This window comes from Kineosporia sp. A_224, from assembly GCF_002198655.1.
Lineage (GTDB): Bacteria > Actinomycetota > Actinomycetes > Actinomycetales > Kineosporiaceae > R-H-3.
This window is the reverse complement of the sequence record NZ_MWLN01000031.1, coordinates 1-22,731: the sequence shown is the minus strand read 5'-3', so window position 1 is coordinate 22,731 and position 22,731 is coordinate 1. Positions and strand designations below refer to the sequence as shown.

Sequence of the window (22,731 nt, the reverse complement as noted above, 5' to 3'; positions counted from 1 at the left end):
AGTACGGCGCCCCGCAGCAGCCCCAGTACGGCGCCCCGCAGCAGCCGCAGTACGGTGCGCCGCAGCAGCCGTACGGCGCCCCGCCGCCCTACGCCGGCGCCCCCGGCGGCTACCCGGCCGCCGCCGCCACCGACTCGAAGGTCAAGACGGCCCTCTACCTCGGCATCGCCGGCATCGTCATGGCGCTGTGCTGCTCGATCGTCGGCCTCGGTCTCGGCATCGCCTCGGTCGTCATGGCGACCCAGGCCGAGAAGCAGGGCCTGCCGGGCAACGCCCAGACCGCGAAGATCGTCGGTTTCGTCGCGATCGGCCTCGGTGCGCTGTCGCTCGTCGGCGGCCTCTTCCTCGGGCTCGGGAACGTCTTCACCGGCAACTGAGCACCTCGAACGAGCGTGTGCGGCGTGCGGCCGGGTCCCTCGGGCCCCGGCCGCACGTGCGTCGAGAGGCCGTCGCGACGCCGTCCCGACGCTGCGGACGACGACGAGTGGTGCGAAACGCCGGTCCCGGACGACGCCCCGGTGCCATGATCGCCGTTCGCGGACCACTAGCGTGATCCGCCATCGGCCCTGACGAGGGCCCCAACTCGGGATGGAGAGTCATGTCCGAATACGGTGCACCGCCGCCCCCGCCGCCCTACGGGGCCGTGCCCCCGGGGCAGCCCGCCGGCGGCCCGCCGCCCCCGAACTACCTCATCTGGTCGATCCTCACGATCTTCTGCTGCTGGCCGCTGGCCATCCCGGCGATCGTGTTCGCGGCCCAGGTCAACGGCAAGTGGGCGCAGGGCGACGTCGCGGGTGCGCAGGACTCCTCGCGCAAGGCGAAGCAGTTCGCCATGTGGGGCACGATCATCGGTGTCGTCGGCAGCATCCTCTACTTCATCCTCGTCGTCGTGCTCGGTATCGCGGGCAGCACGTCCGGGAGCTGACAGCACCGTGCCGTGAGCCCCGGCCGCCCTGCGGCCGGGGCTCACGCATCCCACCCGACCGCGTGGGCAGCCTCCGCGCTCCGCGTCCCGAAAGGCCAGTTCCCCGATGAGCACTGACGGCCCGTACCCGCCGTCCGCCCCTGAGCCGGAGCCGGGCACCCCGTCCTGGCCGGCCGGAGGCCAGCAGCAGCCGCCGTACGGCGCCCCCGCGCCCTACGGCCAGCCCGGCCCGGCACAGCCGCCGGCCTACCAGCAGCCCGGTGGCTACCCGGCCGGGTACCCCGCGCAGCCGGTCTACGGCCCGCCCGCGGGGCCGCCGCCGGACAACTACCTCGTGTGGGCGATCCTCTCGACGGTGCTCTGCTGCCTGCCGCTCGGGATCGTCTCGATCGTGTACGCGGCCCAGGTCAACGACAAGTGGCTGCGGGGCGACGTCGCCGGGGCGACCGAGTCGGCGCGCAAGGCCAAGCAGTTCGCCACGTGGAGCGCCATCACCTACGGCGTGCTGCTCGTCCTCGTCGTGATCTTCTACATCGGGATCTTCGCCGTCGCCCTCGGCACCGGCGCGTCCACGGCCCCGTGACGTCGGCGGCGCGGCGGCTCGCCGGCCCGGCCGGGGCGGCCGCCCTGGCCGCGGCCGTCGTCGGGTACGTCGGCGCCGTCGACCCGAACCAGGCCGGCCACTACCCGACGTGCCCGTTCCTGTTCCTCACCGGGTTCTACTGCCCGGGGTGCGGCTCGCTGCGGGCGATCCACGCGATGGCGCACCTGGACCTGCTCACGGCCGTGGACCGCAACCCGCTGACGGTCGCCGCCGTCCCGCTCCTGCTCTGGACCTGGCTGCGCTGGACCCGCCGGGCCGCGCGGGGGCGGGCCCGGACCTGGGCGGCGCCGCCCTGGGCGGTCTGGTCGCTCCTCGGGGTCATCCTCGGGTTCTGGGTGCTGCGCAACGTGCCCGGCCTGGAGTGGCTCGCCCCCTGACGCCCGGTCCGTCCCGTTCCGTGCCCCCGGACGGGGGAGGCGTCCGGGGTCGGTACGATCTGAGGCGTCCGCCACTCAGACAGGGGGCCACGCGTGACCGTGCTCGACGACATCCTCGCGGGTGTCCGTGAGGACCTCGTCGGCCGTCAGGCCGCCACGAGCCTCGAGTCGCTCCAGGCCATGGCCGCGGCCCGACCCTCGGCGCTCGCCGCCGAGTCGGTGCTGCGCGAGGGCGAGACCGTCAAGGTCATCGCCGAGGTCAAGCGCTCGAGCCCGAGCAAGGGGGCCCTCGCGGCGATCGCGGACCCGGCCGGCCTCGCAGCCGACTACGAGTCCGGGGGAGCGAGCGTCATCTCCGTGCTCACCGAGGAGCGCCGCTTCGGCGGGAGCCTCGCCGACCTCGCCGCCGTCCGCGCGGCGGTCGACATCCCGGTGCTGCGCAAGGACTTCATCGTCTCCGCCTACCAGGTGTGGGAGGCGCGCGCGCACGGCGCGGACGTCGTCCTCCTCATCGTCGCGGCGCTCGAGCAGGAGGCGCTCGTCTCGCTCGTCGAGCGGGTCCACTCGCTCGGGATGACCGCCCTCGTCGAGGTCCACGACGAGACCGAGGTGCAGCGGGCGGTCGACGCGGGCGCCCGGGTCATCGGGGTGAACTGCCGCAACCTCAAGACCCTCGAGGTGGACCGGCAGGTCTTCGCCCGGGTCTGCCCGTCGATCCCCAGCGGGATCTACCGGATCGCCGAGTCCGGCGTCCGCGGGCCGCACGACGTCCTCGACTTCGCGAGGGCCGGCGCGCACGCCGTCCTCGTCGGTGAGAGTCTCGTGACCGGCAAGGACCCGCGCTCGGCGGTGGCCGACCTCGTCGCCGCCGGCGCCCATCCCGCGCTGCGCGCGGTCCGCAAGTGAGGCAGGCGGCGTCAGCGCGCTGACCCGCCGCCCGACCGAAGGGAACGTCCTGTGAGCGCCCCGACCGACCTGCCCGTGCAGGCCCTGACGGCCCACCGCGGCCCGTACTTCGGCCGCTTCGGCGGCCGGTTCGTCCCGGAGGCGCTCGTCGCGGCGCTCGACGAGCTCGACCGCGAGTTCACCGCCGCGATGGCCGACCCGGCGTTCACGGCCGAGCTCGACCACCTGCACCGGACCTACTCGGGGCGCCCGAGCATCCTCACCGAGGCGAAGCGGTTCGCCGCGCACGCCGGCGGCGCCCGGGTGCTGCTCAAGCGCGAGGACCTCAACCACACCGGTTCGCACAAGATCAACAACGTGCTCGGCCAGGCGCTCCTCACGAAGCGGATGGGCAAGAAGCGGGTCATCGCCGAGACCGGGGCCGGCCAGCACGGCGTCGCCACGGCCACGGCGGCCGCGCTGCTCGACCTCGACTGCGTCGTCTACATGGGCGAGGAGGACACCCGGCGGCAGGCGCTCAACGTCGCCCGGATGAAGCTCCTCGGCGCCGAGGTGATCCCGGTGACCGCCGGGTCGCGGACCCTCAAGGACGCCATCAACGAGGCCATGCGCGACTGGGTCACGAACGTGGCCGACACGCACTACCTGCTGGGCACCGTCGCCGGCCCGCACCCGTTCCCGACGATGGTCCGCGACTTCCACCGGATCATCGGTGTCGAGGCCCGGCAGCAGGTGCTCGACCTCGTCGGCCGGCTGCCCGACGTCGTCGTCGCGTGCGTCGGCGGGGGCAGCAACGCGATCGGGATCTTCCACGCGTTCCTCGACGACGCGGGCGTCGCGCTCCTCGGGCTCGAGGCCGGCGGCGACGGTGTCGACACCGGCCGGCACGCGTCGTCCATCACCGGCGGCCTGCCGGGCGTGCTCCACGGCAACCGCACCTTCGTCCTCCAGGACGAGGACGGCCAGACCGTCGAGAGCCACTCGATCTCGGCCGGCCTGGACTACCCGGGCGTCGGGCCGGAGCACTCGTGGCTCCACGAGATCGGCCGGGCCACGTACGAGCCGGTCACGGACGCCGAGGCGATGGAGGCCTTCAGGCTGCTGTGCCGGACCGAGGGGATCATCCCCGCCATCGAGAGCGCGCACGCCCTCGCGGGCGCGCTGCGCGCAGGGCAGCGCCTCGGCCCCGACGGCGTCGTCCTGGTGAACCTGTCGGGGCGCGGCGACAAGGACGTCGACACCGCCGCCCGCTGGTTCGGGCTCGTCCCGGACGCCGAGCAGGCCCCCGAGGCGACCGAGGCGGGCGACCGGTGAGCGCGCACACCCGGGTCGGCGACGTCCTCGCCGACGCCCGTGCGCAGGGCCGGGCCGCCCTCGTCGCCTACCTGCCCGTCGGCTTCCCGACCGTCGAGGACTCCGTGGCCGCGTGCCGCGCGCTCGTCGAGGGCGGCGCCGACATCGTCGAGGTCGGCGTCCCGTACTCCGACCCGCTCATGGACGGCCCGGTCATCCAGCACGCCGTCGAGGTGGCGCTCGAGCGCGGTGCCCGGCCCCGGGACGCCTTCCTCGCGGTGCGTGCCGTCGCGGACGCCGGTGCCGTCCCGCTCGTCATGACGTACTGGAACCTCGTCGACCGGTACGGCGTCGAGCGGTTCGCCGCCGACCTCGCCGACGCCGGCGGTGCCGGTCTCATCACGCCGGACCTCATCCCCGACGAGGCCGACGAGTGGTTCGCCGCCGCCGACAAGCACGACCTCGACAAGGTCTTCCTCGTCGCCCCGTCGTCGACCGACGAGCGGCTCCTCTCGACCGTGCGGGCCTGCCGCGGGTTCGTCTACGCGGCGTCGACCATGGGGGTCACCGGCACCCGGGGCACCGTCGGGAACGCCGCGGAGGCGCTCGTCGCCCGCACCAAGGCCGTCACCGACCTGCCCGTCTGCGTCGGCCTCGGCGTCTCGAACCGCGCGCAGGCCGCCGAGGTGGCCGCGTTCGCGGACGGCGTCATCGTCGGCTCGGCGTTCGTCAAGGTGCTTGCCGACGCACCGGACCGTGAGTCCGGCCTCGACGCGCTCCGTGCGCTCGCCGCCGACCTCGCGGCCGGGGTCCGCGAAGGCCGCACGGCGTGACCGTCGCGGCCGCGGGGGCGGCGCTGCACGCGGTCATCCCGAGCCCGACCCAGGGGGTCTGGCACCTCGGGCCGTTCCCGCTGCGGGCGTACGCCCTGTGCATCATCGCGGGGATCATCCTTGCGGTCCGGATGGGCGAGAAGCGCTACGCGGCCCGTGGCGGCGAGGAGGGCGTCGTCCTCGACATCGCCGCCTGGGCGGTGCCGTTCGGGATCATCGGCGGGCGGATCTACCACGTCATCACCTCGCCGGGCCCGTACTTCGGCGAGGGCGGCAGCCCGGTCAAGGCGTTCTACATCTGGCAGGGCGGGCTCGGCATCTGGGGCGCGGTCGCGCTCGGTGCGCTCGGCGCCTACATCGGCGCCCGCCGGCGCGGGGTCTACCTCCCGCCGCTCGCCGACGCCCTGGCGCCCGGCATCCTCGCCGCCCAGGCGCTCGGCCGGTGGGGCAACTACTTCAACAACGAGCTCTTCGGGCGGCCCACGGACCTGCCCTGGGGCCTGAAGATCTACGAGTGGGACCAGTCAGCCGGCCAGGCGCTGCGCGACAGCACGACCGGCGCGCCGATCGTCGACCCGGACGGGCCGTTCCACCCGACGTTCCTCTACGAGTCGCTGTGGAACGCCGCGGGCGTCGCGCTGTTGCTGTGGGCCGACCGGCGTTTCCGGCTCGGGCACGGGCGGCTGTTCGCCCTGTACATCGCGGTCTACACGAGCGGGCGGCTCTGGATCGAGGCGCTGCGGATCGACGAGGCCACCAAGGTGCTCGGGCTGCGGATCAACATCTGGACGTCGATCGTCGTGCTCGTGGGCGCGATCGTCGCGTTCGTCGTCGTCACCCGGCGGCGTCCCGGCCGGGACGGTGTGCTCGTCCGGCCGGTCGTCGATCCCGCGGACGAGAAGCCCGACCTGATGAACGACCTCAAGGACGACGCGAAGGACGACGCGAAGGACGACGCGAAGGACGCGGCCGACGCGAAGGTCACGGACGCCCTCGCCGGGGACGAGCCCGCCGGGAAGGAGCCGGGCGCGGAGAAGCGACCGGACGTCGAGGACCAGGCCGACGACGCGTCGGACGGCGAGGCGGACGGCGAGGCGGACGGCGAGGCGGACGGCAAGGCGGACGGCAAGGCGGACGAGAAGTCCGCGGCCGAGGAGTCCGCGGGCGACACATCCTCACGTTCAGCGATCAACTGAGCACTTTCCGCAGCGTGGTGGATCCGTCGGGCGACGACGCCTCCGCATGTTACGAAGAGGTTCCGTCACCCGTTACAGTGTGACCACTCCACGAGGGCCATGGACGTCCCACGCGGGTCGGTGACGCCGATCTGCGGGACGGGTCACGAGCCCTCCTCCCGCCGGCAGACGTCACGACCGGACCGTTCCGGGACCGCCGTGCACGGTGACGACACACCCCCTGCCCGCCGCCCGGCCGACCGCCGCAGCACAGCCGCATCCGAGACGGGCGAGGCCCTCGCCGCCGCTCGGGACGATCGACGACGAGGTGGACGCATGCTGACGCCCTTCCGCCGGTTCTCCGCCCAGCCCGAGGCCTCCGGCCTCTACGACGGCGCGCACGAGCACGACGCCTGCGGCGTCGCGTTCGTCGCGACGATGCGCGGCGAGCCCGGCCACGACATCGTCGAGAAGGCGCTCACCGCGCTGCGCAACCTCGAGCACCGGGGCGCTGTCGGCGCCGAGGTCGACACCGGCGACGGCGCCGGCATCCTCACCCAGGTGCCGGACGCGTTCCTGCGCGGTGTCGTGGACTTCGAGCTCCCGCCGCGCGGCTCCTACGCCGTCGGGATCGCGTTCCTCCCCGACGAGGACGACGCCGAGGCGCAGGCCGTCGCGTCGATCGAGGCGATCGCCGCGGGCGAGGGGCTGCGGGTCCTCGGCTGGCGCGAGGTGCCGACGACGGCGGGCCTGGTCGGCGCCACCGCCCGCTCGGTCCAGCCGCGCTTCCGGCAGCTGTTCGTCGAGTCCGCCCGCGGTCGCGTCGTCGGGATGGCCCTGGAGCGGATGGCGTTCTGCCTGCGCAAGCGTGCCGAGCACGAGGCGGGCGTGTACTTCCCCTCGATGTCGTCGCGCACGCTCGTCTACAAGGGCATGCTCACGACCGGCCAGCTCGAGCCGTTCTTCCCCGACCTGTCGGACCGCCGGTTCGCGACCGAGCTCGCCGTCGTCCACTCCCGGTTCTCGACGAACACCTTCCCGTCGTGGCCGCTGGCGCACCCGTTCCGGCTCATCGCCCACAACGGCGAGATCAACACGGTCAAGGGCAACCGGAACTGGATGCGTGCCCGGGAGAGCCAGCTCGTCTCCGACGTCGTCCCCGGCGACCTCGAGCGGCTCTTCCCGATCTGCGCCGCCGACGCGAGCGACTCGGCGAGCTTCGACGAGGTCCTCGAGCTGCTCCACCTCGCGGGCCGGTCGCTGCCGCACGCCGTCCTCATGATGATCCCCGAGGCGTGGGAGAACCACGCCGAGATGGACCCGGCCCGGCGCGCGTTCTACGAGTTCCACTCGATGTTCATGGAGCCGTGGGACGGCCCGGCCTGCGTCGCGTTCACCGACGGCACGCTCATCGGTGCCGTGCTCGACCGCAACGGCCTGCGCCCCTCCCGGTACTGGGTCACCGAGGACGGCCTCGTCGTCATGGCGAGCGAGGTCGGCGTCCTCGACATCGACCCGTCGACGGTCGTCAAGAAGGGCCGGCTCCAGCCGGGCCGGATGTTCCTCGTCGACACCGAGCACGGCCGGATCGTCGACGACGAGGAGATCAAGGCCGACCTCGCCGGGCAGCACCCGTACGACGAGTGGCTGCACGCGGGGCGGATCTTCCTCAAGGACCTCCCCGAGCGCGAGCACGTCGTCCACACCCACGCCTCGGTGACCCGGCGCCAGCAGACCTTCGGCTACACCGAGGAGGAGCTGCGGCTCCTCGTCGCGCCGATGGCCCGCGCCGGCGCCGAGCCGATCGGCTCGATGGGCACGGACACCCCGATCGCGGTGCTGTCGAACCGGCCGCGGCTGCTCTTCGACTACTTCACCCAGCTCTTCGCGCAGGTGACGAACCCGCCGCTGGACGCCATCCGCGAGGAGCTCGTCACGGCGCTCGGGACGGCGATCGGCCCGGAGGGCAACCTGCTCTCGGCGAGCCCGGCGCACTGCCGCCAGGTCGTGCTGCCGTTCCCGGTCATCGACAACGACGAGCTCGCCCGGCTCGTGCACATCAACAAGGACGGCGACCTGCCGGGCTACGCGACGGTCACCGTCAAGGGCCTGTACAAGGTCGACGGCGGGGGATCGGCCCTCCGCGAGCGGATGGAGGAGATCTTCACCGAGGTCTCCGCCGCGATCGAGCAGGGCGCGAAGTTCGTCGTCCTGTCCGACCGTGACTCGACGGCCGACCTCGCGCCGATCCCGTCGCTGCTCCTGACGAGCGCGGTCCACCACCACCTGATCCGGGAGAAGACCCGCACCCAGGTCGGGCTCATCGTCGAGGCCGGTGACGTCCGCGAGGTGCACCACGTCGCGCTGCTCATCGGCTACGGCGCGGCCGCGGTCAACCCGTACCTCGCGATGGAGAGCGTCGAGAACCTCGTCCGGCGCGGCGACATCACCGGGGTCTCGCCGGAGAAGGCCGTCGCCAACCTCATCAAGGCGCTCGGCAAGGGCGTGCTCAAGGTCATGAGCAAGATGGGGATCTCGACGGTCGCGTCCTACCGCGGTGCCCAGGTCTTCGAGGCCATCGGCCTCGGCACCGAGCTCGTCGACCGGTACTTCACCGGGACGACGTCCCAGCTCGGCGGCATCGGTCTGGACGTCATCGCCGACGAGGTCGCGAGGCGGCACGCGAAGGCGTACCCCGCCGACGGCATCCGGGACCCGCACCGCCGGCTCGAGGTCGGCGGCGAGTACCAGTGGCGCCGCGAGGGCGAGCCGCACCTGTTCGACCCGGACACGGTCTTCCGGCTCCAGCACTCGACCCGCTCCCGCCGGTTCGACGTGTTCAAGGAGTACACGTCGAAGGTCGACGAGCAGTCGGCCCGGCTCATGACGCTGCGCGGGCTCTTCCGGTTCAAGGAGGGGCAGCGCCCGGCGGTCCCGCTCGACGAGGTCGAGCCGATCGAGTCGATCATGAAGCGGTTCTCGACCGGGGCGATGTCGTACGGCTCCATCTCGATGGAGGCGCACGAGACCCTCGCGATCGCGATGAACTCGATCGGCGCCAAGTCCAACACGGGGGAGGGCGGCGAGGACCCCGAGCGGCTCCTCGACCCGGCGCGGCGCAGCTCGATCAAGCAGGTCGCGTCGGGGCGGTTCGGCGTGACGAGCCTGTACCTCACGCACTCGGACGACATCCAGATCAAGATGGCGCAGGGTGCCAAGCCCGGCGAGGGCGGCCAGCTGCCCGGCCACAAGGTCTACCCGTGGGTCGCGCGGACCAGGCACTCGACGCCGGGCGTCGGCCTCATCTCGCCGCCGCCGCACCACGACATCTACTCGATCGAGGACCTCGCCCAGCTCATCCACGACCTGAAGAACTCCAACCCGGGGGCGCGGATCCACGTCAAGCTCGTCTCCGAGGTCGGCGTCGGGACGGTCGCGGCGGGCGTCAGCAAGGCGCACGCGGACGTCGTCCTCATCTCCGGCCACGACGGCGGGACCGGCGCCAGCCCGCTGACCTCGCTCAAGCACGCCGGCGCCCCGTGGGAGCTCGGCCTCGCCGAGACCCAGCAGACGCTCGTGCTCAACGGTCTGCGGGACCGGATCGTCGTCCAGACCGACGGCCAGCTGAAGACCGGCCGCGACGTCGTCGTCGCCGCGCTCCTCGGCGCCGAGGAGTTCGGCTTCGCGACCGCGCCGCTCGTCGTGTCCGGCTGCATCATGATGCGGGTCTGCCACCTCGACACCTGCCCGGTCGGCGTCGCGACCCAGAACCCCGAGCTGCGCGCCCGGTTCTCGGGGAAGCCCGAGTTCGTCGTGACGTTCTTCGAGTACATCGCGACCGAGGTCCGCGAGTACCTCGCCGAGCTCGGCTTCCGCAGCCTCGACGAGGCGATCGGGCATGCCGAGGCGCTCGACACGGCCGCGGCCGTCGAGCACTGGAAGGCGTCCGGGCTCGACCTCACGAAGATCCTCGCGACGCCGGACGTCCCGGCGGACACCCCGCGCCGCTGCGTCACCGTGCAGGACCACGGCCTGGAGAAGGCGCTCGACCACACGCTCGTCGAGCTGTCGGCCGACGCCCTCGAGCGGCGCGAGCCGGTCCGGGTCACCCTGCCCGTGCGCAACGTCAACCGGACGGTCGGCGCGATGCTCGGCCACGAGGTGACGAAGCGCTGGGGCGGCGACGGCCTCCCGGACGACACGATCGACGTGACGCTCACCGGCTCCGCCGGGCAGTCGTTCGGCGCGTTCGTCCCGCACGGCGTGACCCTGCGGCTGTTCGGCGACGCGAACGACTACGTCGGCAAGGGGCTGTCCGGCGGGCGGATCGTCGTCCGCCCCGACCGGTCGGCCGCGTTCGCCGCGGAGCACAACATCATCGCCGGCAACGTCATCGGCTACGGCGCCACGAGCGGCGAGATCTACCTGCGCGGGCAGGTCGGCGAGCGGTTCTGCGTCCGCAACTCCGGGGCGACCGCCGTCGTCGAGGGCGTCGGCGACCACGGCTGCGAGTACATGACGGGCGGCACGGTCGTCGTCCTCGGCCGGACCGGCCGCAACTTCGCGGCCGGCATGTCCGGCGGCGAGGCGTACGTGCTCGACCTGCGGACGATGCGCGTGAACACCGAGCTCGTCGACCTCCTGCCGCTCGACGAGGAGGACGCCGAGGTGCTCCAGGGAATCGTGCGCCGGCACCGGGAGGAGACCGAGTCCGCGGTGGCGTGGCGGCTCCTGCAGGACTGGCCGGCCGCGGTGCCCCGCTTCACGAAGGTCATGCCGCGCGACTACGCGCGGGTCGTCGGCGTGCGCAAGCAGGCGGTCGCCGAAGGGCTCGACCTCGAGTCCGACGTCGTCTGGAGCCGGATCATGGAGACGAACTGATGGCTGACCCCAAGGGCTTCCTCACCGTCCGCGACCGCGAGCTGCCGCCGCGGCGCCCCGTCCCCGTCCGCATCCAGGACTGGCGCGAGGTCTACGAGGACACCGACCGCACCGTGCTGCGCCGGCAGGCCGGCCGCTGCATGGACTGCGGGATCCCGTTCTGCCACAGCGGCTGCCCGCTCGGGAACCTCGTCCCCGAGTGGAACGACCTCGCCTGGCGCGGTGACTGGCGGGAGGCGATCGAGCGCCTGCACGCGACGAACAACTTCCCCGAGTTCACCGGGCGGCTGTGCCCGGCGCCCTGCGAGACCGCCTGCGTGCTGGGGATCAACCAGCCGCCGGTGACCATCAAGCAGGTCGAGGTCACGGTCATCGAGGAGGCGTTCGAGCGCGGCTGGGTCGAGCCCAAGCCGCCGGAGCGGCTGTCCGGCAAGACCGTCGCCGTCGTCGGCTCCGGCCCCGCGGGCCTGGCGGCCGCGCAGCAGCTCACCCGGGCCGGTCACACCGTCGCGGTCTACGAGCGGGCCGACCGGGTCGGGGGCCTGCTGCGGTACGGCATCCCCGAGTTCAAGATGGAGAAGAACGTCCTCGACCGGCGGCTCGCCCAGATGGAGGCCGAGGGCACCCGGTTCCGCCCGGGCGTCGACGTCGGCGGCCAGCTCACCGGCCAGGCGCTCCGCGAGCGGTACGACGCCGTCGTCCTCGCCGTCGGCGCCACCGCCTGGCGGGACCTGCCGGTCCCCGGCCGCGAGCTCACCGGGATCATGCAGGCGATGGAGTTCCTCCCGCCGGCCAACCGGGTCGCCGTCGGCGAGACGGTCGAGGGCCAGGTCACGGCGCACGACAAGGACGTCGTCATCATCGGCGGCGGCGACACGGGTGCTGACTGCCTCGGCACCTCGCTGCGGCACGGCGCCCGTTCGGTGACGCAGCTCGAGATCATGCCCCGCCCCACCGAGGAGCGGCCCACCGGCCAGCCGTGGCCGACGTACCCGATGACGTACAAGGTGACCTCCGCGCACGAGGAGGGCGGCGAGCGGGTCTACGCCGTGAGCACCCAGCGCTTCGTGGGCGACGAGGACGGCGCCGTCGGCGGGCTCGAGCTCGTCGAGGTCGAGCTCGTCGACGGCCGGTTCCAGCCCGTCGAGGGCTCGGTCCGGACGATCCCGGCGCAGCTCGTCCTGCTCGCGATGGGCTTCGTCGGGCCGGAGAAGGGCGCGCTCGTCGAGCAGCTCGACGTCGCGCTCGACCCGCGCGGCAACATCTCCCGGGACGACGCGTACATGTCGTCGGTGCCCGGCGTGTTCGTCGCCGGCGATGCCGGGCGCGGCCAGTCGCTCATCGTCTGGGCGATCGCCGAGGGGCGGTCGTGCGCGGCTTCGGTCGACCGTTGGCTCACGGGGAGTAGCGTTCTTCCTGCGCCCATCCCGCCGACGGCGAGGCCGCTGACCGTCTGACCGCAGGTCCGACCAGATCCACGCCGGCGGCGAAGGCGGCGCCAGGCAGCACCGTGCGGCCCGGATCGGCCGCACGGCGTCCACAACGACCTCCGAGGAACGCCACGCATGCGTCGCGCCAAGATCGTCTGCACGCTCGGCCCGTCCGTCGACGGCCGGGTCGCCGAGTTCGTCCGTGCCGGGATGGACGTCGCCCGGCTCAACCTGAGCCACGGCTCGTACGAGGAGCACCAGAAGCGCTACGACGAGGTGCGGGCGGCGAGCGACGAGACCCATCGCGCCGTCGGGGTGCTCGTCGACCTGCAGGGCCCGAAGATCCGGCTCGGCCGGTTCGCCGACGGCCCGCACGACCTGCCCGAGGGGCACGTCCTCACGATCACGACCGAGGACGTCCCGGGGGACCGGGACCTCGTCGGGACGACGTACAAGGGCCTGCCCGGTGACGTCTCCGCCGGCGACATCATCCTCGTCGACGACGGCAAGGTGGCGCTGCGGGTGACGTCCGTCGAGGGCCCCCGGGTCGTCACGACGGTCGAGATCGGCGGCACGGTCTCCAACAACAAGGGCCTCAACCTGCCCGGCGTCGCCGTGAGCGTGCCGGCGATGTCCGACAAGGACGAGGCCGACCTGCGCTGGGCGCTGTCCCTCGGCGCCGACATGATCGCGCTCTCGTTCGTCCGCAGCGCCGCGGACATCGAGGTCGTCCACAAGATCATGGACGAGGTCGGCCACCGGCTGCCGGTCATCGCCAAGGTCGAGAAGCCGCAGGCGGTGGACAACCTCGAGGAGATCGTCCGCGCCTTCGACGGCATCATGGTCGCCCGCGGCGACCTCGGCGTCGAGCTGCCGCTCGAGCAGGTCCCCATGGTGCAGAAGCGGGCCGTCGAGCTCGCCCGCCGGGCCGCCAAGCCGGTCATCGTCGCCACCCAGGTGCTCGACTCGATGATCTCGCTGCCGCGCCCGACCCGGGCCGAGGCGTCCGACTGCGCGAACGCCGTCCTCGACGGCGCCGACGCGATCATGCTCTCGGGCGAGACGAGCGTCGGGAAGTACGCGCTCGAGGCGGTCCAGACGATGGCCCGCATCATCACGGTCACCGAGGAGCAGGGGCTCGACCGGATCTCCCCGCTCGGCACCCGGCCCTCGACGAAGGGCGGCGCCGTGACCTACGCGGCGGCGACCGTCGGCGAGCTGCTCGACGTCGCGTTCCTCTGCGCGTTCACGACGAGCGGCGACTCCGCCAAGCGGATGGCCCGGCTGCGCTCGCGGATCCCGCTGCTCGCGTTCACCCCCCGACCCGAGGTGCGCTCCCAGCTCGCCCTGACGTGGGGCGTGGAGACGTTCCTCGTCGACGAGGTGGCGCACACCGACGACATGGTCGGGCAGGTCGACGAGGCCCTGCTCACGAGCGGGCGCGGCCGGCTCGGCGACCAGGTCGTCATCGTCGCCGGCTCCCCGCCCGGGGTGCCGGGCTCGCTGAACACGCTGCGCGTGCACGGCATCGGGAACGCGACGACGAACCCGGACGCCTGACCACGACCTGCACGAAGAGCAGCGGCCGGCTCCCCTCGGGGCGCCGGCCGCTGCCGTCCGTGCCGGGTGCGGGACTCGAACCCGCATGCCTCTCGGCGGCGCAGTTTGAGTGCGCTGTGTCTGCCGTTCCACCAACCCGGCGCTGCACCGACTCTAGCCGAGCACCGGATCACCCGGTCGGGTGTCACCTGCGCCACCCCCGGGCGCCACGACACGTCCCCGCAACCCGGAGGGCCTAGGCTTGCGCCGTGACCACAGGTGAGAACGGGACCGTAGCCGCGCGCCGAGTGGTCGTGGCCGAGGACGAGGCCCTGATCCGGCTCGACATCGTCGAGATGCTCAGGGAGGCCGGCTACGACGTGGTCGGGGAGGCCGGCGACGGCGAGGAGGCGGTGCGCCTCGCGGAGGAGCACCGGCCGGACCTCGTCGTCATGGACATCAAGATGCCCGTCCTCGACGGCATCTCGGCGGCCGAGCGGATCGCCGGCGGCCGGATCGCCCCTGTCGTGCTCCTCACCGCGTTCTCGCAGCGCGAGCTCGTCGAGCGGGCCCGGGACGCCGGTGCGATGGCGTACGTCGTCAAGCCCTTCACGTCGGCCGACCTGCTCCCGGCGCTCGAGATCGCCGTGAGCCGGCACCAGGAGATCGCCGCCCTCGAGGCCGAGGTCGCGGACCTGTCCGACCGGTTCGAGACCCGCAAGCTCGTCGACCGGGCCAAGGGCCTGCTCCAGTCGAAGTTCAGCATGACCGAGCCCGAAGCCTTCCGCTGGATCCAGAAGACGTCGATGGACAAGCGCCTCACCATGCGCGAGGTGGCCAGCGCCATCGTCAGCTCGACGAACCCCGCCGAGGGCTCCGCCACCGTCCGCGGCGGCGCGGAGGCCTGAGCAGCGCCTCTGCCGTCCGGTTCGTGACGAACGGTCCGTCCTGTCCGGGGCGGGCCGTTCCTTCGTTACCCAACCGACGCGGTCGCGCGACGCCGCCGTCACAAGATCGTCGCTAGCCTGCGGCCACTCGGCGGGCAGCGGGTCCGCGGACGATCCGAGGAGATGCGAATGCGACGACGACTGCTGACGGCCGGGGCGATCACCCTGGCCGGGGCCATGGCTCTCGCCGCGTGCGGCAGCGGCTCTTCCGGCGGTGGCACCGGCGATGCGGGCAAGACCTTCATCATCGCGACCGACCAGCCGCTCCAGGGCGCCTCCGGGGACTCGTCCAAGGCGGTGAACCAGGCCATCCAGCTCTACCTGGACCAGATCGGCTCCAAGGCGGGCAACTACAACGTCAAGCTGAAGATCTACGACGACTCGACCGCCGCCAAGGGCCAGTGGGACGACGCCACCTGCGCGAAGAACGCCCAGGACCACGTCGCCAACGCCGACGAGATCGCCGTCATGGGGACGATCAACTCGGGCTGCGCGAAGATCATCGCGCCGGTCCTCAACCAGGACCCGAACGGCCCGATGCTCATGGTGTCGCACGCGAACACCAACCCGGGCCTGACGAAGACCTGGGACCCGGGCGAGCCGCAGAAGTACTTCCCGACGGGCACGCGCAGCTACGCCCGCGTCATCACGACCGACGACTACCAGGGCGCCGCCGCGGCGATCTACGCCAAGGAGAAGCTCGGGGCCAAGACGGTCTACATCCTCAACGACAACCAGACCTACGGCCAGGGCGTCGCGAAGGCCTTCGAGGAGAAGGCGAAGGCGCTCGGCATCACCGTCGCCGGCAACGAGCCGTGGGACGCCAAGCAGCCGACGTACACGGCTCTGTTCAACAAGATCAAGGCGTCGAAGCCCGACCTCATCTACATCGGCGGCATCTACGACAACAACGGCGGCCAGCTCGTCAAGGACAAGGTCGCCGTCCTCGGTGACAACGCGACCGTGCCGATGATGGCGCCGGACGGCTTCACCGGCTACCCGGAGCTCGACAAGCTCCCGCAGGGCCAGGGTATGTACCTGACCTTCGCCGGCCTGTCGAACGACCAGCTGCGTGCCGCCGGTGGCGCTGCCGCCAAGCTCCTCGACGACTACAAGGCCAAGTACGGCGCCGACCCCGGCACCAGCTTCGCGCTCTACGGCGTCGCGGCGGTCCAGGTCATCCTCGCGGCCCTGGAGAAGTCGGACGGCACCCGCAAGTCGGTCACCGACCAGGTGTTCAGCGGCGAGGGCATCACGATCCCGGCGGCGACGTCGGCGATCGGCAAGGAGATCAAGGTCGACCCGGCGACGGGCGACACGACCGCGATCGACATCTCCGTCCTCGTCATCAAGGACAACACGGAGTCCTTCGTGGCGGCGCAGCCGGTCAGCTGACACAACGGTCCGGTAACGGTCGCGGAGAGCGGTCGTCGAGCGGGTCATCCCGCTCGGCGGCCGCTCTGCGCGCTTTGTCCTCACATGGGCGACCGCTCGGCGAATCGTTGCCGACCGGTGACCGTCGAACGGCCCTCAGCATGCTGATCGGCGACACAGGTCGGTGCTAGGTTCCGGCCCGGTGAGCGGGCAGCAGGCCCGCGCAGCGAAGGGAACCCACTGGATATGAAGCAACCCATCCGCGTGGCCGCGGCGGTCGTTCTCGGTGCCGTCGCGCTCGCCGCGTGCGGCGGCGGCAGCTCGACCGGCTCCGCCGGTGGCGACAGCAAGGCGCTCGTCATCGGGACGGACCTGCCGCTGCAGGGCGCGTCCGCCGACGCGTCGTCGTCGACGAACAACGCGATCCAGCTCTACCTCGACCAGGTCGGCGGCAAGGCGGGCGCGTACAGCGTCACGCTGAAGGCGTACGACGACTCGACCGCCGCCAAGGGGCAGTGGGACGACGCGACGTGCGCGAAGAACGCGCAGGACCACGTCGCGAACACCGCCGAGGTCGCGGTCATGGGGACGTACAACTCGGGCTGCGCGAAGATCATCGCACCGGTCCTCAACCAGGACCCGTCGGGCCCGATGCTCATGGTGTCGCACGCCAACACCAACCCCGGCCTGACGAAGACCTGGGACCCGGGCGAGCCGCAGAAGTACTTCCCGTCGGGTCAGCGCAACTACGCGCGCGTCATCACGACGGACGACTACCAGGGCTCGGCGGCGGCGACGTTCGCGGCGGAGAAGCTCGGCGCGAAGTCGATCTACATCCTCAACGACAACCAGACCTACGGTCAGGGTGTCGGCAAGGCGGTCGAGGAGCAGGCCAAGAAGATCGGCCTCAAGGTCATCGCGAACGAGCCGTGGGACTCCAAGCAGCAGAGCTACACGGCCCTGTTCAACAAGATCAAGGCCGCGAAGCCGGACATGGTCTACCTGGCAGGCATCTACGACAACAACGGCGGCCAGCTCGTCAAGGACAAGGTCGCCGTCCTCGGTGACAACGCGACCGTGCCGATGATGGCGCCGGACGGCTTCACCGGCTACCCGGAGCTCCAGAAGCTGCCGCAGGCCGAGGGCCTCTACCTGTCGTTCACCGGTCTCACGGTCGACCAGCTCAAGGCCGGCGGCGGCGCCGCGGCCAAGCTGCTCGCCGACTACAAGACCAAGTACGGCAAGGACCTCACCTCGAGCTTCGCCCTCTACGGCGTCGCGGCGACCCAGGTCATCCTGGCCGCCATCGAGAAGTCCGACGGCACGCGCAAGTCGGTCACGGAGGCCGTCCTGTCGGGCGACGGGATCACGATCCCGGCCGACAAGTCGGTCACCGGCAAGGAGATCAAGATCGACCCGGCGACGGGTGACGTCACCTCCAAGGACGTCTCGATCCTCCAGATGAAGGGCGGGGCGGAGACCTTCCTCCAGGCCCAGGCCGTCAGCTGATCGACCCACCCGCGGCCTCGCCGCGGGGGAGGGGCCGGGTGCGTCGCACCCGGCCCCTCCGTCGTCCCCGTGGCCGGCGGTCGCAGGCTGTGAGGTCCGCCATGAGTGGCTTCTGGGGGATCGCACCACCGCAACACGGACGAAACCCACCGGTCATCTGTACACCGACTTGTATACCGATTTGTGTACGTTCCCCTGAGAGCGTTTTCGAATCGTTGTGGAGACGTCGCCGAACGGGGCGGCCCAGCCCCTCCCGGGGGGAGTCGGCGGTGGTAGTTTCCCCGACCATCGGAGCCGGGCGCTCGACCCGGCCGGGGAGAGGTTCTAGACATGGTGAAGCCGATCAAGGCTGTTGCGGCGGTGGCCCTCGCAGGCCTCGCGCTCGCGGCCTGCGGTGGCGGCTCGAGCGGCGCTGCAGGCGACGGCGGTGGCAAGAAGGTCGTCATCTCGACCGACCTGCCGCTGCAGGGTGCTTCGAAGGACGCGTCGGACTCCACGAACAACGCGATCAAGCTCTACCTGGAGCAGATCGGCAACAAGGCCGGCGACTACACCGTCGAGCTGAAGACGTACGACAACTCGACGGCCGCCAAGGGCGCCTGGGACGACGCGACGTGCGCGAAGAACGCGCAGGAGCACGTGGCCAACACCGCCGAGGTCGCGGTCATGGGCACGTTCAACTCCGGCTGCGCCAAGATCGAGGTGCCGGTCCTCAACCAGGACCCGACGGGCCCGATGCTCATGGTGTCGCACGCGAACACCAACCCCGGTCTGACGAAGACCTGGGACCCGGGCGAGCCGCAGAAGTACTACCCGTCCGGCACGCGCAACTACGCGCGCGTCGTGACGACGGACGACTACCAGGGTGCGGCCGCCGCGATCTACGCGCAGTCGAAGCTCGGCGTGAAGTCGGTCTACATCCTCAACGACAACCAGACCTACGGTCAGGGTGTCGGCAAGTCGTTCGAGACCAAGGCGGCGGCGCTCGGCATCAAGGTCATCGCCAACGAGCCGTGGGACGCCAAGCAGGCCAACTACACCGCGCTGTTCAACAAGATCAACGCGGCGAAGCCGGACATGGTCTACCTGGCCGGCATCTACGACAACAACGGCGGCCAGCTCGTCAAGGACAAGGTCGCCGTCCTCGGTGACAACGCCGGCGCGGTCAAGCTCATGGGCCCGGACGGCTTCACCGGCTACCCGGAGCTCAACAAGCTCCCGCAGGCCCAGGGCATGTACCTGACCTTCGCGGGTCTGACCACCGACCAGCTCAAGGCCGGCGGCGGCGCGGCCGCCAAGCTCCTCGCGGACTACAAGGCCAAGTACGGCGTCGACCCGGCCTCCAACTACGCCCTCTACGGCGTGGCGGCGGTCCAGGTCATCCTCGCGGCCATCGAGAAGTCGGACGGCAGCCGCAAGTCGGTCACCGAGCAGGTGCTCGCGGGCACCGGCGTCTCGATCCCGGCCGACAAGGCGGCGATCGGCAAGGAGATCAAGATCGACCCGGCGACGGGCGACACGACGGCGATCGACATCTCCGTCGAGGTCATCAAGGACAACAAGGAGACGTTCGTGGCGGCGCAGACCGTCAGCTGAACCACCCTTGCCGGCGGGCCGGCCCGTGCATCGGGCCGCCCCGCCGGACTGTCCGCGCCACGTCCGTGCGCATGACGGACGCGCAAGACGGCACGCGCGCCGCCCCGACCCGGTAGCGTGCGCCCACTGTCGATCATCTGTTCCCGTCGACCACCCGAAGGGCTTCGCCCATGAGCCAAACCGCTGTCGAGGCCGCCGAGTCCCGGCCGTCTCTCGCCATAGGCGCCCTCCTCGAACGGGGGACCGGCTTCCTGCTGCTGCTCGCCGTCGCCGCGTTCGCGGTCTGGCACCTCGTCGCCACCCCCGCCGCGTTCTTCACGACCATGGTCGTGGGGCTGAACCAGGGTGCGCTCTACGCGCTCATCGCCCTGGGCTACACGCTCGTCTACGGCATCATCGAGCTGATCAACTTCAGCCACGGCGACCTGTTCATGCTCGCCAGCGTGCTGTCGGGGTTCCTCATGGTCAGCACCTTCGGGGCGACCGCGGCGACGACCGGGGCGTTCCTCGCGCTCGTCGCCACCCTCGTGCTCGCGATGCTCTTCGGGGCGGCGCTCAACACGACGGCCGAGCGCGTCGCGTACCGGCGCCTGCGCCGGGCGCCGAAGCTCGCGCCGCTCATCACGGCGGTCGGTCTGTCCTTCGTGTACCAGTGGGGCGGCATCAAGTCGAACGGCTCCGGGCAGCGCAACTGGGACACGATCCTCGGGTCCAGCGGCTTCACCGTGCTCAACGTCAAGGTGCCGTGGTCGATGATCGTCGTCACGGCGGTCACCATCCCGCTGCTCCTCGGCCTCAACTGGGTCATCCAGAAGACGCGGCAGGGCAAGGCGATGCGCGCCACGGCGCAGGACCAGGACGCCGCCCGGCTCATGGGCATCGACGTCGACCGGACGATCTCGCTGACGTTCGCCCTCGGTGGCGCGATGGCCGGCGCCGCCGGTCTGCTGTACCTGCAGACGTTCGGCACCACGCGGTACGACGCGGGTTTCCAGCTCGGTCTCATCGCGTTCACCGCGGCCGTCCTCGGTGGTATCGGCAACCTCAACGGCGCCGTCCTCGGCGGCGTGCTCATCGGGCTCGTCCAGGCCCTGAACGACCGGTTCGGGCTCGGCGTCGCCTACTCCCAGACGGTCGTGTTCACCATCCTCATCCTGCTCATGGTCTTCAAGCCTGAAGGCATCCTGGGCAAGCCGACCACGGAGAAGGTGTGACGATGGCGACGACCACCGCCGCTCCCGGCACCGCGGCCGCGGCCGCGAAGGCGCACTCGACGAACCGGAAGTGGGCCGTCGGCCTGCTCATCGCGGTCGTCGTGATCTTCCTGCTCTACTCCCAGATCCTGCCGAACGCACCCGCCGACGTGCAGACCTTCTTCCGGCGCTGGCTCTCCGTCAGCGCGGTGAACGAGGCCGTGCTGTGGGTGGTCTTCGCCCTCGGTCTGAACATCGTCGTCGGCTACGCGGGGCTGCTCGACCTCGGGTACGTGGCGTTCTGGGCCCTCGGCGGCTACGTCGCCGGCTGGATCATGTCGCCGTTCGCGTCGTCGATGTACAAGAGCTGGGGCGGGCTCAAGCTGAGCATCCTCGGCCACCCGCCGGCGATCGAGGGTCTCGACACCGGCATCCACGTCAACTTCTGGCTGGTGCTGCCGATCGCGGGGCTCTTCTGCGCCCTGTGGGGCCTCATCATCGGCGCGCCGACGCTGCGCCTGAAGAGCGACTACCTCGCGCTCGTCACGCTCGGGTTCGGCGAGATCATCCCGCAGATCCTGCGCAACGGTGAGCGCATCGGCCCCAACGGCGTCTTCAACCTCTCGAACGGCGACAAGGGCATCAGCCCGGTCGACCCGATCCCGACGTGGCCGGTGAGCTACATCCCCGGGGTCCCGGACGAGCTGGCGCTCAAGGCGAGCGACCTGCCGTACAAGTTCCTCGTGTACTGCCTGCTCGCGGCGTTCACGATCTTCGTCTCCCTGCGGATCCGGGAGGGCCGGCTCGGCCGTGCCTGGCTCGCGATCCGAGAGGACGAGCTCGCGGCGAGCATGATGGGGGTGCCGCTCATGAAGACCAAGCTCTCGGCGTACGCCGTGGGCGCCTTCGCCGGCGGTCTCGGCGGCGTCGCGTTCGCCACCCACGTCGGCGGCGTCTTCGCGAGCCGGTTCGACTTCGCGATCTCGATCACCCTGCTCGCGATGGTCGTCCTCGGCGGCATGGGCAACGTCTGGGGCGTCACCATCGGCGCCCTGGCGCTGGCCTGGATCAACTCCACCGGTCTGGAACAGGTCGGGCAGCAGATCAACTCGTCCTTCGGGACGGACATCGACTTCCCGTCGTACCAGTTCCTGCTCTTCGGCCTGATCCTCATCCTCATGATGCTGTTCCGGCGCGAGGGCCTGCTGCCCGAGACCCGGACCCGGCAGGTGCTCCAGGAGCCCGAGCGCGGCGACCTGGAGTCCGTCGGTGCGGACCTCGAAGGAGAGCCGGTATGACCCCCCAGCCCGGGACCACGGTCGGCGAGGCCCTGCGCGCCGACAACATCACCATCAAGTTCGGCGGTCTCGTCGCCGTCGACAACGTCTCGTTCGTCATCCCCGACAACGGGATCGTCAGCCTCATCGGCCCGAACGGCGCCGGCAAGACGACGTTCTTCAACGTCCTCACCGGCCTCTACAAGGCGACCTCGGGGCGGGTCAGCCTCGGTGACACCGACGTGTCCGGTCTCGCACCGCACACGATCGCGCACATGGGTCTGGCCCGGACGTTCCAGAACATCCGGCTGTTCAACCTCATGACGGCCGAGGAGAACGTCATGGTGGCGATGCACTCCCACATGAAGTCGGGGATCGTCTCCACCATCCTGCGCACCCCCGCCCAGCGGCGGGAGGAGGCGCAGGCCCGGGACACAGCCCGCGAGCTGCTCGACTTCGTCGGGATCGGCAAGACCGCCGAGGAGTACGCGCGCAACCTGTCCTACGGCGACCAGCGCCGGCTCGAGGTCGCCCGGGCGCTCGCCCTGCGGCCTCGGGTGCTCCTGCTCGACGAGCCGACGGCGGGCATGAACCCGCAGGAGTCGGCCCGGTTCGTGGACTTCGTGCACCGGGTCCGCGACGAGCGCAAGGTGTCCGTGCTCCTCATCGAGCACGACATGAGCGTCGTCATGCGGGTCAGCGAGCGGATCACGGTCCTCGACCGGGGTCAGAACATCGCCGAGGGCTCGCCGGACGACATCCGCAACAACCAGCGCGTCGTCGAGGCGTACCTGGGCAAGACCGGGACCGATGGCTACGGGAGCGACGAATGACGGTCAACTCCGGCGCTGCGCCGACCGGGCGGGAGGGCG

General features: G+C 71.3%; 17 protein-coding genes, 1 tRNA gene and 1 pseudogene. 18 read left to right on the top strand and 1 reads right to left on the bottom strand.

All coding sequences use genetic code 11. The annotated features are described in order from the left end of the window. From EDJALFJO_RS33935 to pyk, 11 genes and pseudogenes are all read left to right on the top strand, one after another. A pseudogene (locus EDJALFJO_RS33935) lies at window positions 1-377 on the top strand (hypothetical protein); the annotation flags it as partial. A gap of 221 nt (window positions 378-598) precedes the next feature. Then, window positions 599-925, top strand: coding sequence for a CD225/dispanin family protein (locus tag EDJALFJO_RS01285; RefSeq protein WP_088281420.1), 327 nt, complete (start codon window positions 599-601; stop codon window positions 923-925). 106 nt (window positions 926-1,031) lie between these two features. After that, on the top strand, window positions 1,032-1,508 hold the full coding sequence (locus EDJALFJO_RS01280) for a CD225/dispanin family protein (RefSeq protein WP_088281418.1): 477 nt from the start codon (window positions 1,032-1,034) through the stop codon (window positions 1,506-1,508). Then, entirely contained in the window at window positions 1,505-1,906 is a 402-nt protein-coding gene (locus EDJALFJO_RS01275; RefSeq protein ID WP_088281416.1) for a DUF2752 domain-containing protein, read from the top strand. The genes EDJALFJO_RS01280 and EDJALFJO_RS01275 overlap by 4 nt, the downstream gene beginning before the upstream one ends. Window positions 1,907-1,999: 93 nt before the next feature. Further along, the gene (gene trpC / locus EDJALFJO_RS01270; RefSeq protein ID WP_088281414.1) at window positions 2,000-2,812 is read left to right on the top strand and encodes an indole-3-glycerol phosphate synthase TrpC; all 813 of its coding nucleotides are present in this window, start codon (window positions 2,000-2,002) and stop codon (window positions 2,810-2,812) included. Window positions 2,813-2,863: 51 nt separating this feature from the next. Further along, window positions 2,864-4,126 (top strand): tryptophan synthase subunit beta, encoded by a 1,263-nt coding sequence (gene trpB / locus EDJALFJO_RS01265; RefSeq protein ID WP_088281412.1) that lies wholly within the window; start codon window positions 2,864-2,866, stop codon window positions 4,124-4,126. Continuing rightward, entirely contained in the window at window positions 4,123-4,938 is an 816-nt protein-coding gene (trpA, locus tag EDJALFJO_RS01260) for a tryptophan synthase subunit alpha (RefSeq protein ID WP_088281410.1), read from the top strand. Before trpB ends, trpA begins: the two co-directional genes overlap by 4 nt. After that, window positions 4,935-6,134, top strand: a complete 1,200-nt coding sequence (gene lgt, locus EDJALFJO_RS01255; RefSeq protein WP_198949894.1) for a prolipoprotein diacylglyceryl transferase — start codon at window positions 4,935-4,937, stop codon at window positions 6,132-6,134. Before trpA ends, lgt begins: the two co-directional genes overlap by 4 nt. Before the next feature lie 315 nt (window positions 6,135-6,449). Further along, the gene (gene gltB / locus EDJALFJO_RS01250) at window positions 6,450-10,994 is read left to right on the top strand and encodes a glutamate synthase large subunit (RefSeq protein ID WP_088281408.1); all 4,545 of its coding nucleotides are present in this window, start codon (window positions 6,450-6,452) and stop codon (window positions 10,992-10,994) included. Beyond that, a complete protein-coding gene (locus EDJALFJO_RS01245; RefSeq protein WP_088281406.1) occupies window positions 10,994-12,451 on the top strand; it encodes a glutamate synthase subunit beta in 1,458 nt (485 codons plus the stop codon). Before gltB ends, EDJALFJO_RS01245 begins: the two co-directional genes overlap by 1 nt. Window positions 12,452-12,559: 108 nt before the next feature. Next, complete coding sequence (gene pyk, locus EDJALFJO_RS01240) at window positions 12,560-13,984, top strand: pyruvate kinase (protein WP_088281404.1); 1,425 nt, start codon at window positions 12,560-12,562, stop codon at window positions 13,982-13,984. 60 nt (window positions 13,985-14,044) lie between these two features. Here pyk and EDJALFJO_RS01235 read toward each other — a convergent pair. Then, window positions 14,045-14,125, bottom strand: a tRNA-Leu gene (locus EDJALFJO_RS01235). A gap of 107 nt (window positions 14,126-14,232) precedes the next feature. Between EDJALFJO_RS01235 and EDJALFJO_RS01230 the strand changes: the two genes are divergently transcribed. From EDJALFJO_RS01230 to EDJALFJO_RS01200, 7 genes are all read left to right on the top strand, one after another. Further along, window positions 14,233-14,871, top strand: a complete 639-nt coding sequence (locus EDJALFJO_RS01230) for an ANTAR domain-containing response regulator (RefSeq protein WP_088281402.1) — start codon at window positions 14,233-14,235, stop codon at window positions 14,869-14,871. A gap of 168 nt (window positions 14,872-15,039) precedes the next feature. Next, a complete protein-coding gene (locus tag EDJALFJO_RS01225) occupies window positions 15,040-16,305 on the top strand; it encodes a branched-chain amino acid ABC transporter substrate-binding protein (RefSeq protein ID WP_198949893.1) in 1,266 nt (421 codons plus the stop codon). A 225-nt stretch (window positions 16,306-16,530) separates the two neighbouring features. Next, window positions 16,531-17,793 (top strand): branched-chain amino acid ABC transporter substrate-binding protein, encoded by a 1,263-nt coding sequence (locus EDJALFJO_RS01220; protein WP_088281400.1) that lies wholly within the window; start codon window positions 16,531-16,533, stop codon window positions 17,791-17,793. A 330-nt stretch (window positions 17,794-18,123) separates the two neighbouring features. Next, the gene (locus tag EDJALFJO_RS01215) at window positions 18,124-19,389 is read left to right on the top strand and encodes a branched-chain amino acid ABC transporter substrate-binding protein (protein ID WP_088281398.1); all 1,266 of its coding nucleotides are present in this window, start codon (window positions 18,124-18,126) and stop codon (window positions 19,387-19,389) included. 170 nt (window positions 19,390-19,559) lie between these two features. Beyond that, a complete protein-coding gene (locus tag EDJALFJO_RS01210) occupies window positions 19,560-20,603 on the top strand; it encodes a branched-chain amino acid ABC transporter permease (RefSeq protein ID WP_198949892.1) in 1,044 nt (347 codons plus the stop codon). Window positions 20,604-20,605: 2 nt separating this feature from the next. After that, complete coding sequence (locus EDJALFJO_RS01205; RefSeq protein WP_088281396.1) at window positions 20,606-21,880, top strand: branched-chain amino acid ABC transporter permease; 1,275 nt, start codon at window positions 20,606-20,608, stop codon at window positions 21,878-21,880. Continuing rightward, window positions 21,877-22,692: an ABC transporter ATP-binding protein gene (locus EDJALFJO_RS01200; protein WP_088281394.1), complete on the top strand. Its 816-nt coding sequence runs from the start codon at window positions 21,877-21,879 to the stop codon at window positions 22,690-22,692. The genes EDJALFJO_RS01205 and EDJALFJO_RS01200 overlap by 4 nt, the downstream gene beginning before the upstream one ends. The last annotated feature ends 39 nt before the right edge of the window (window positions 22,693-22,731 follow it).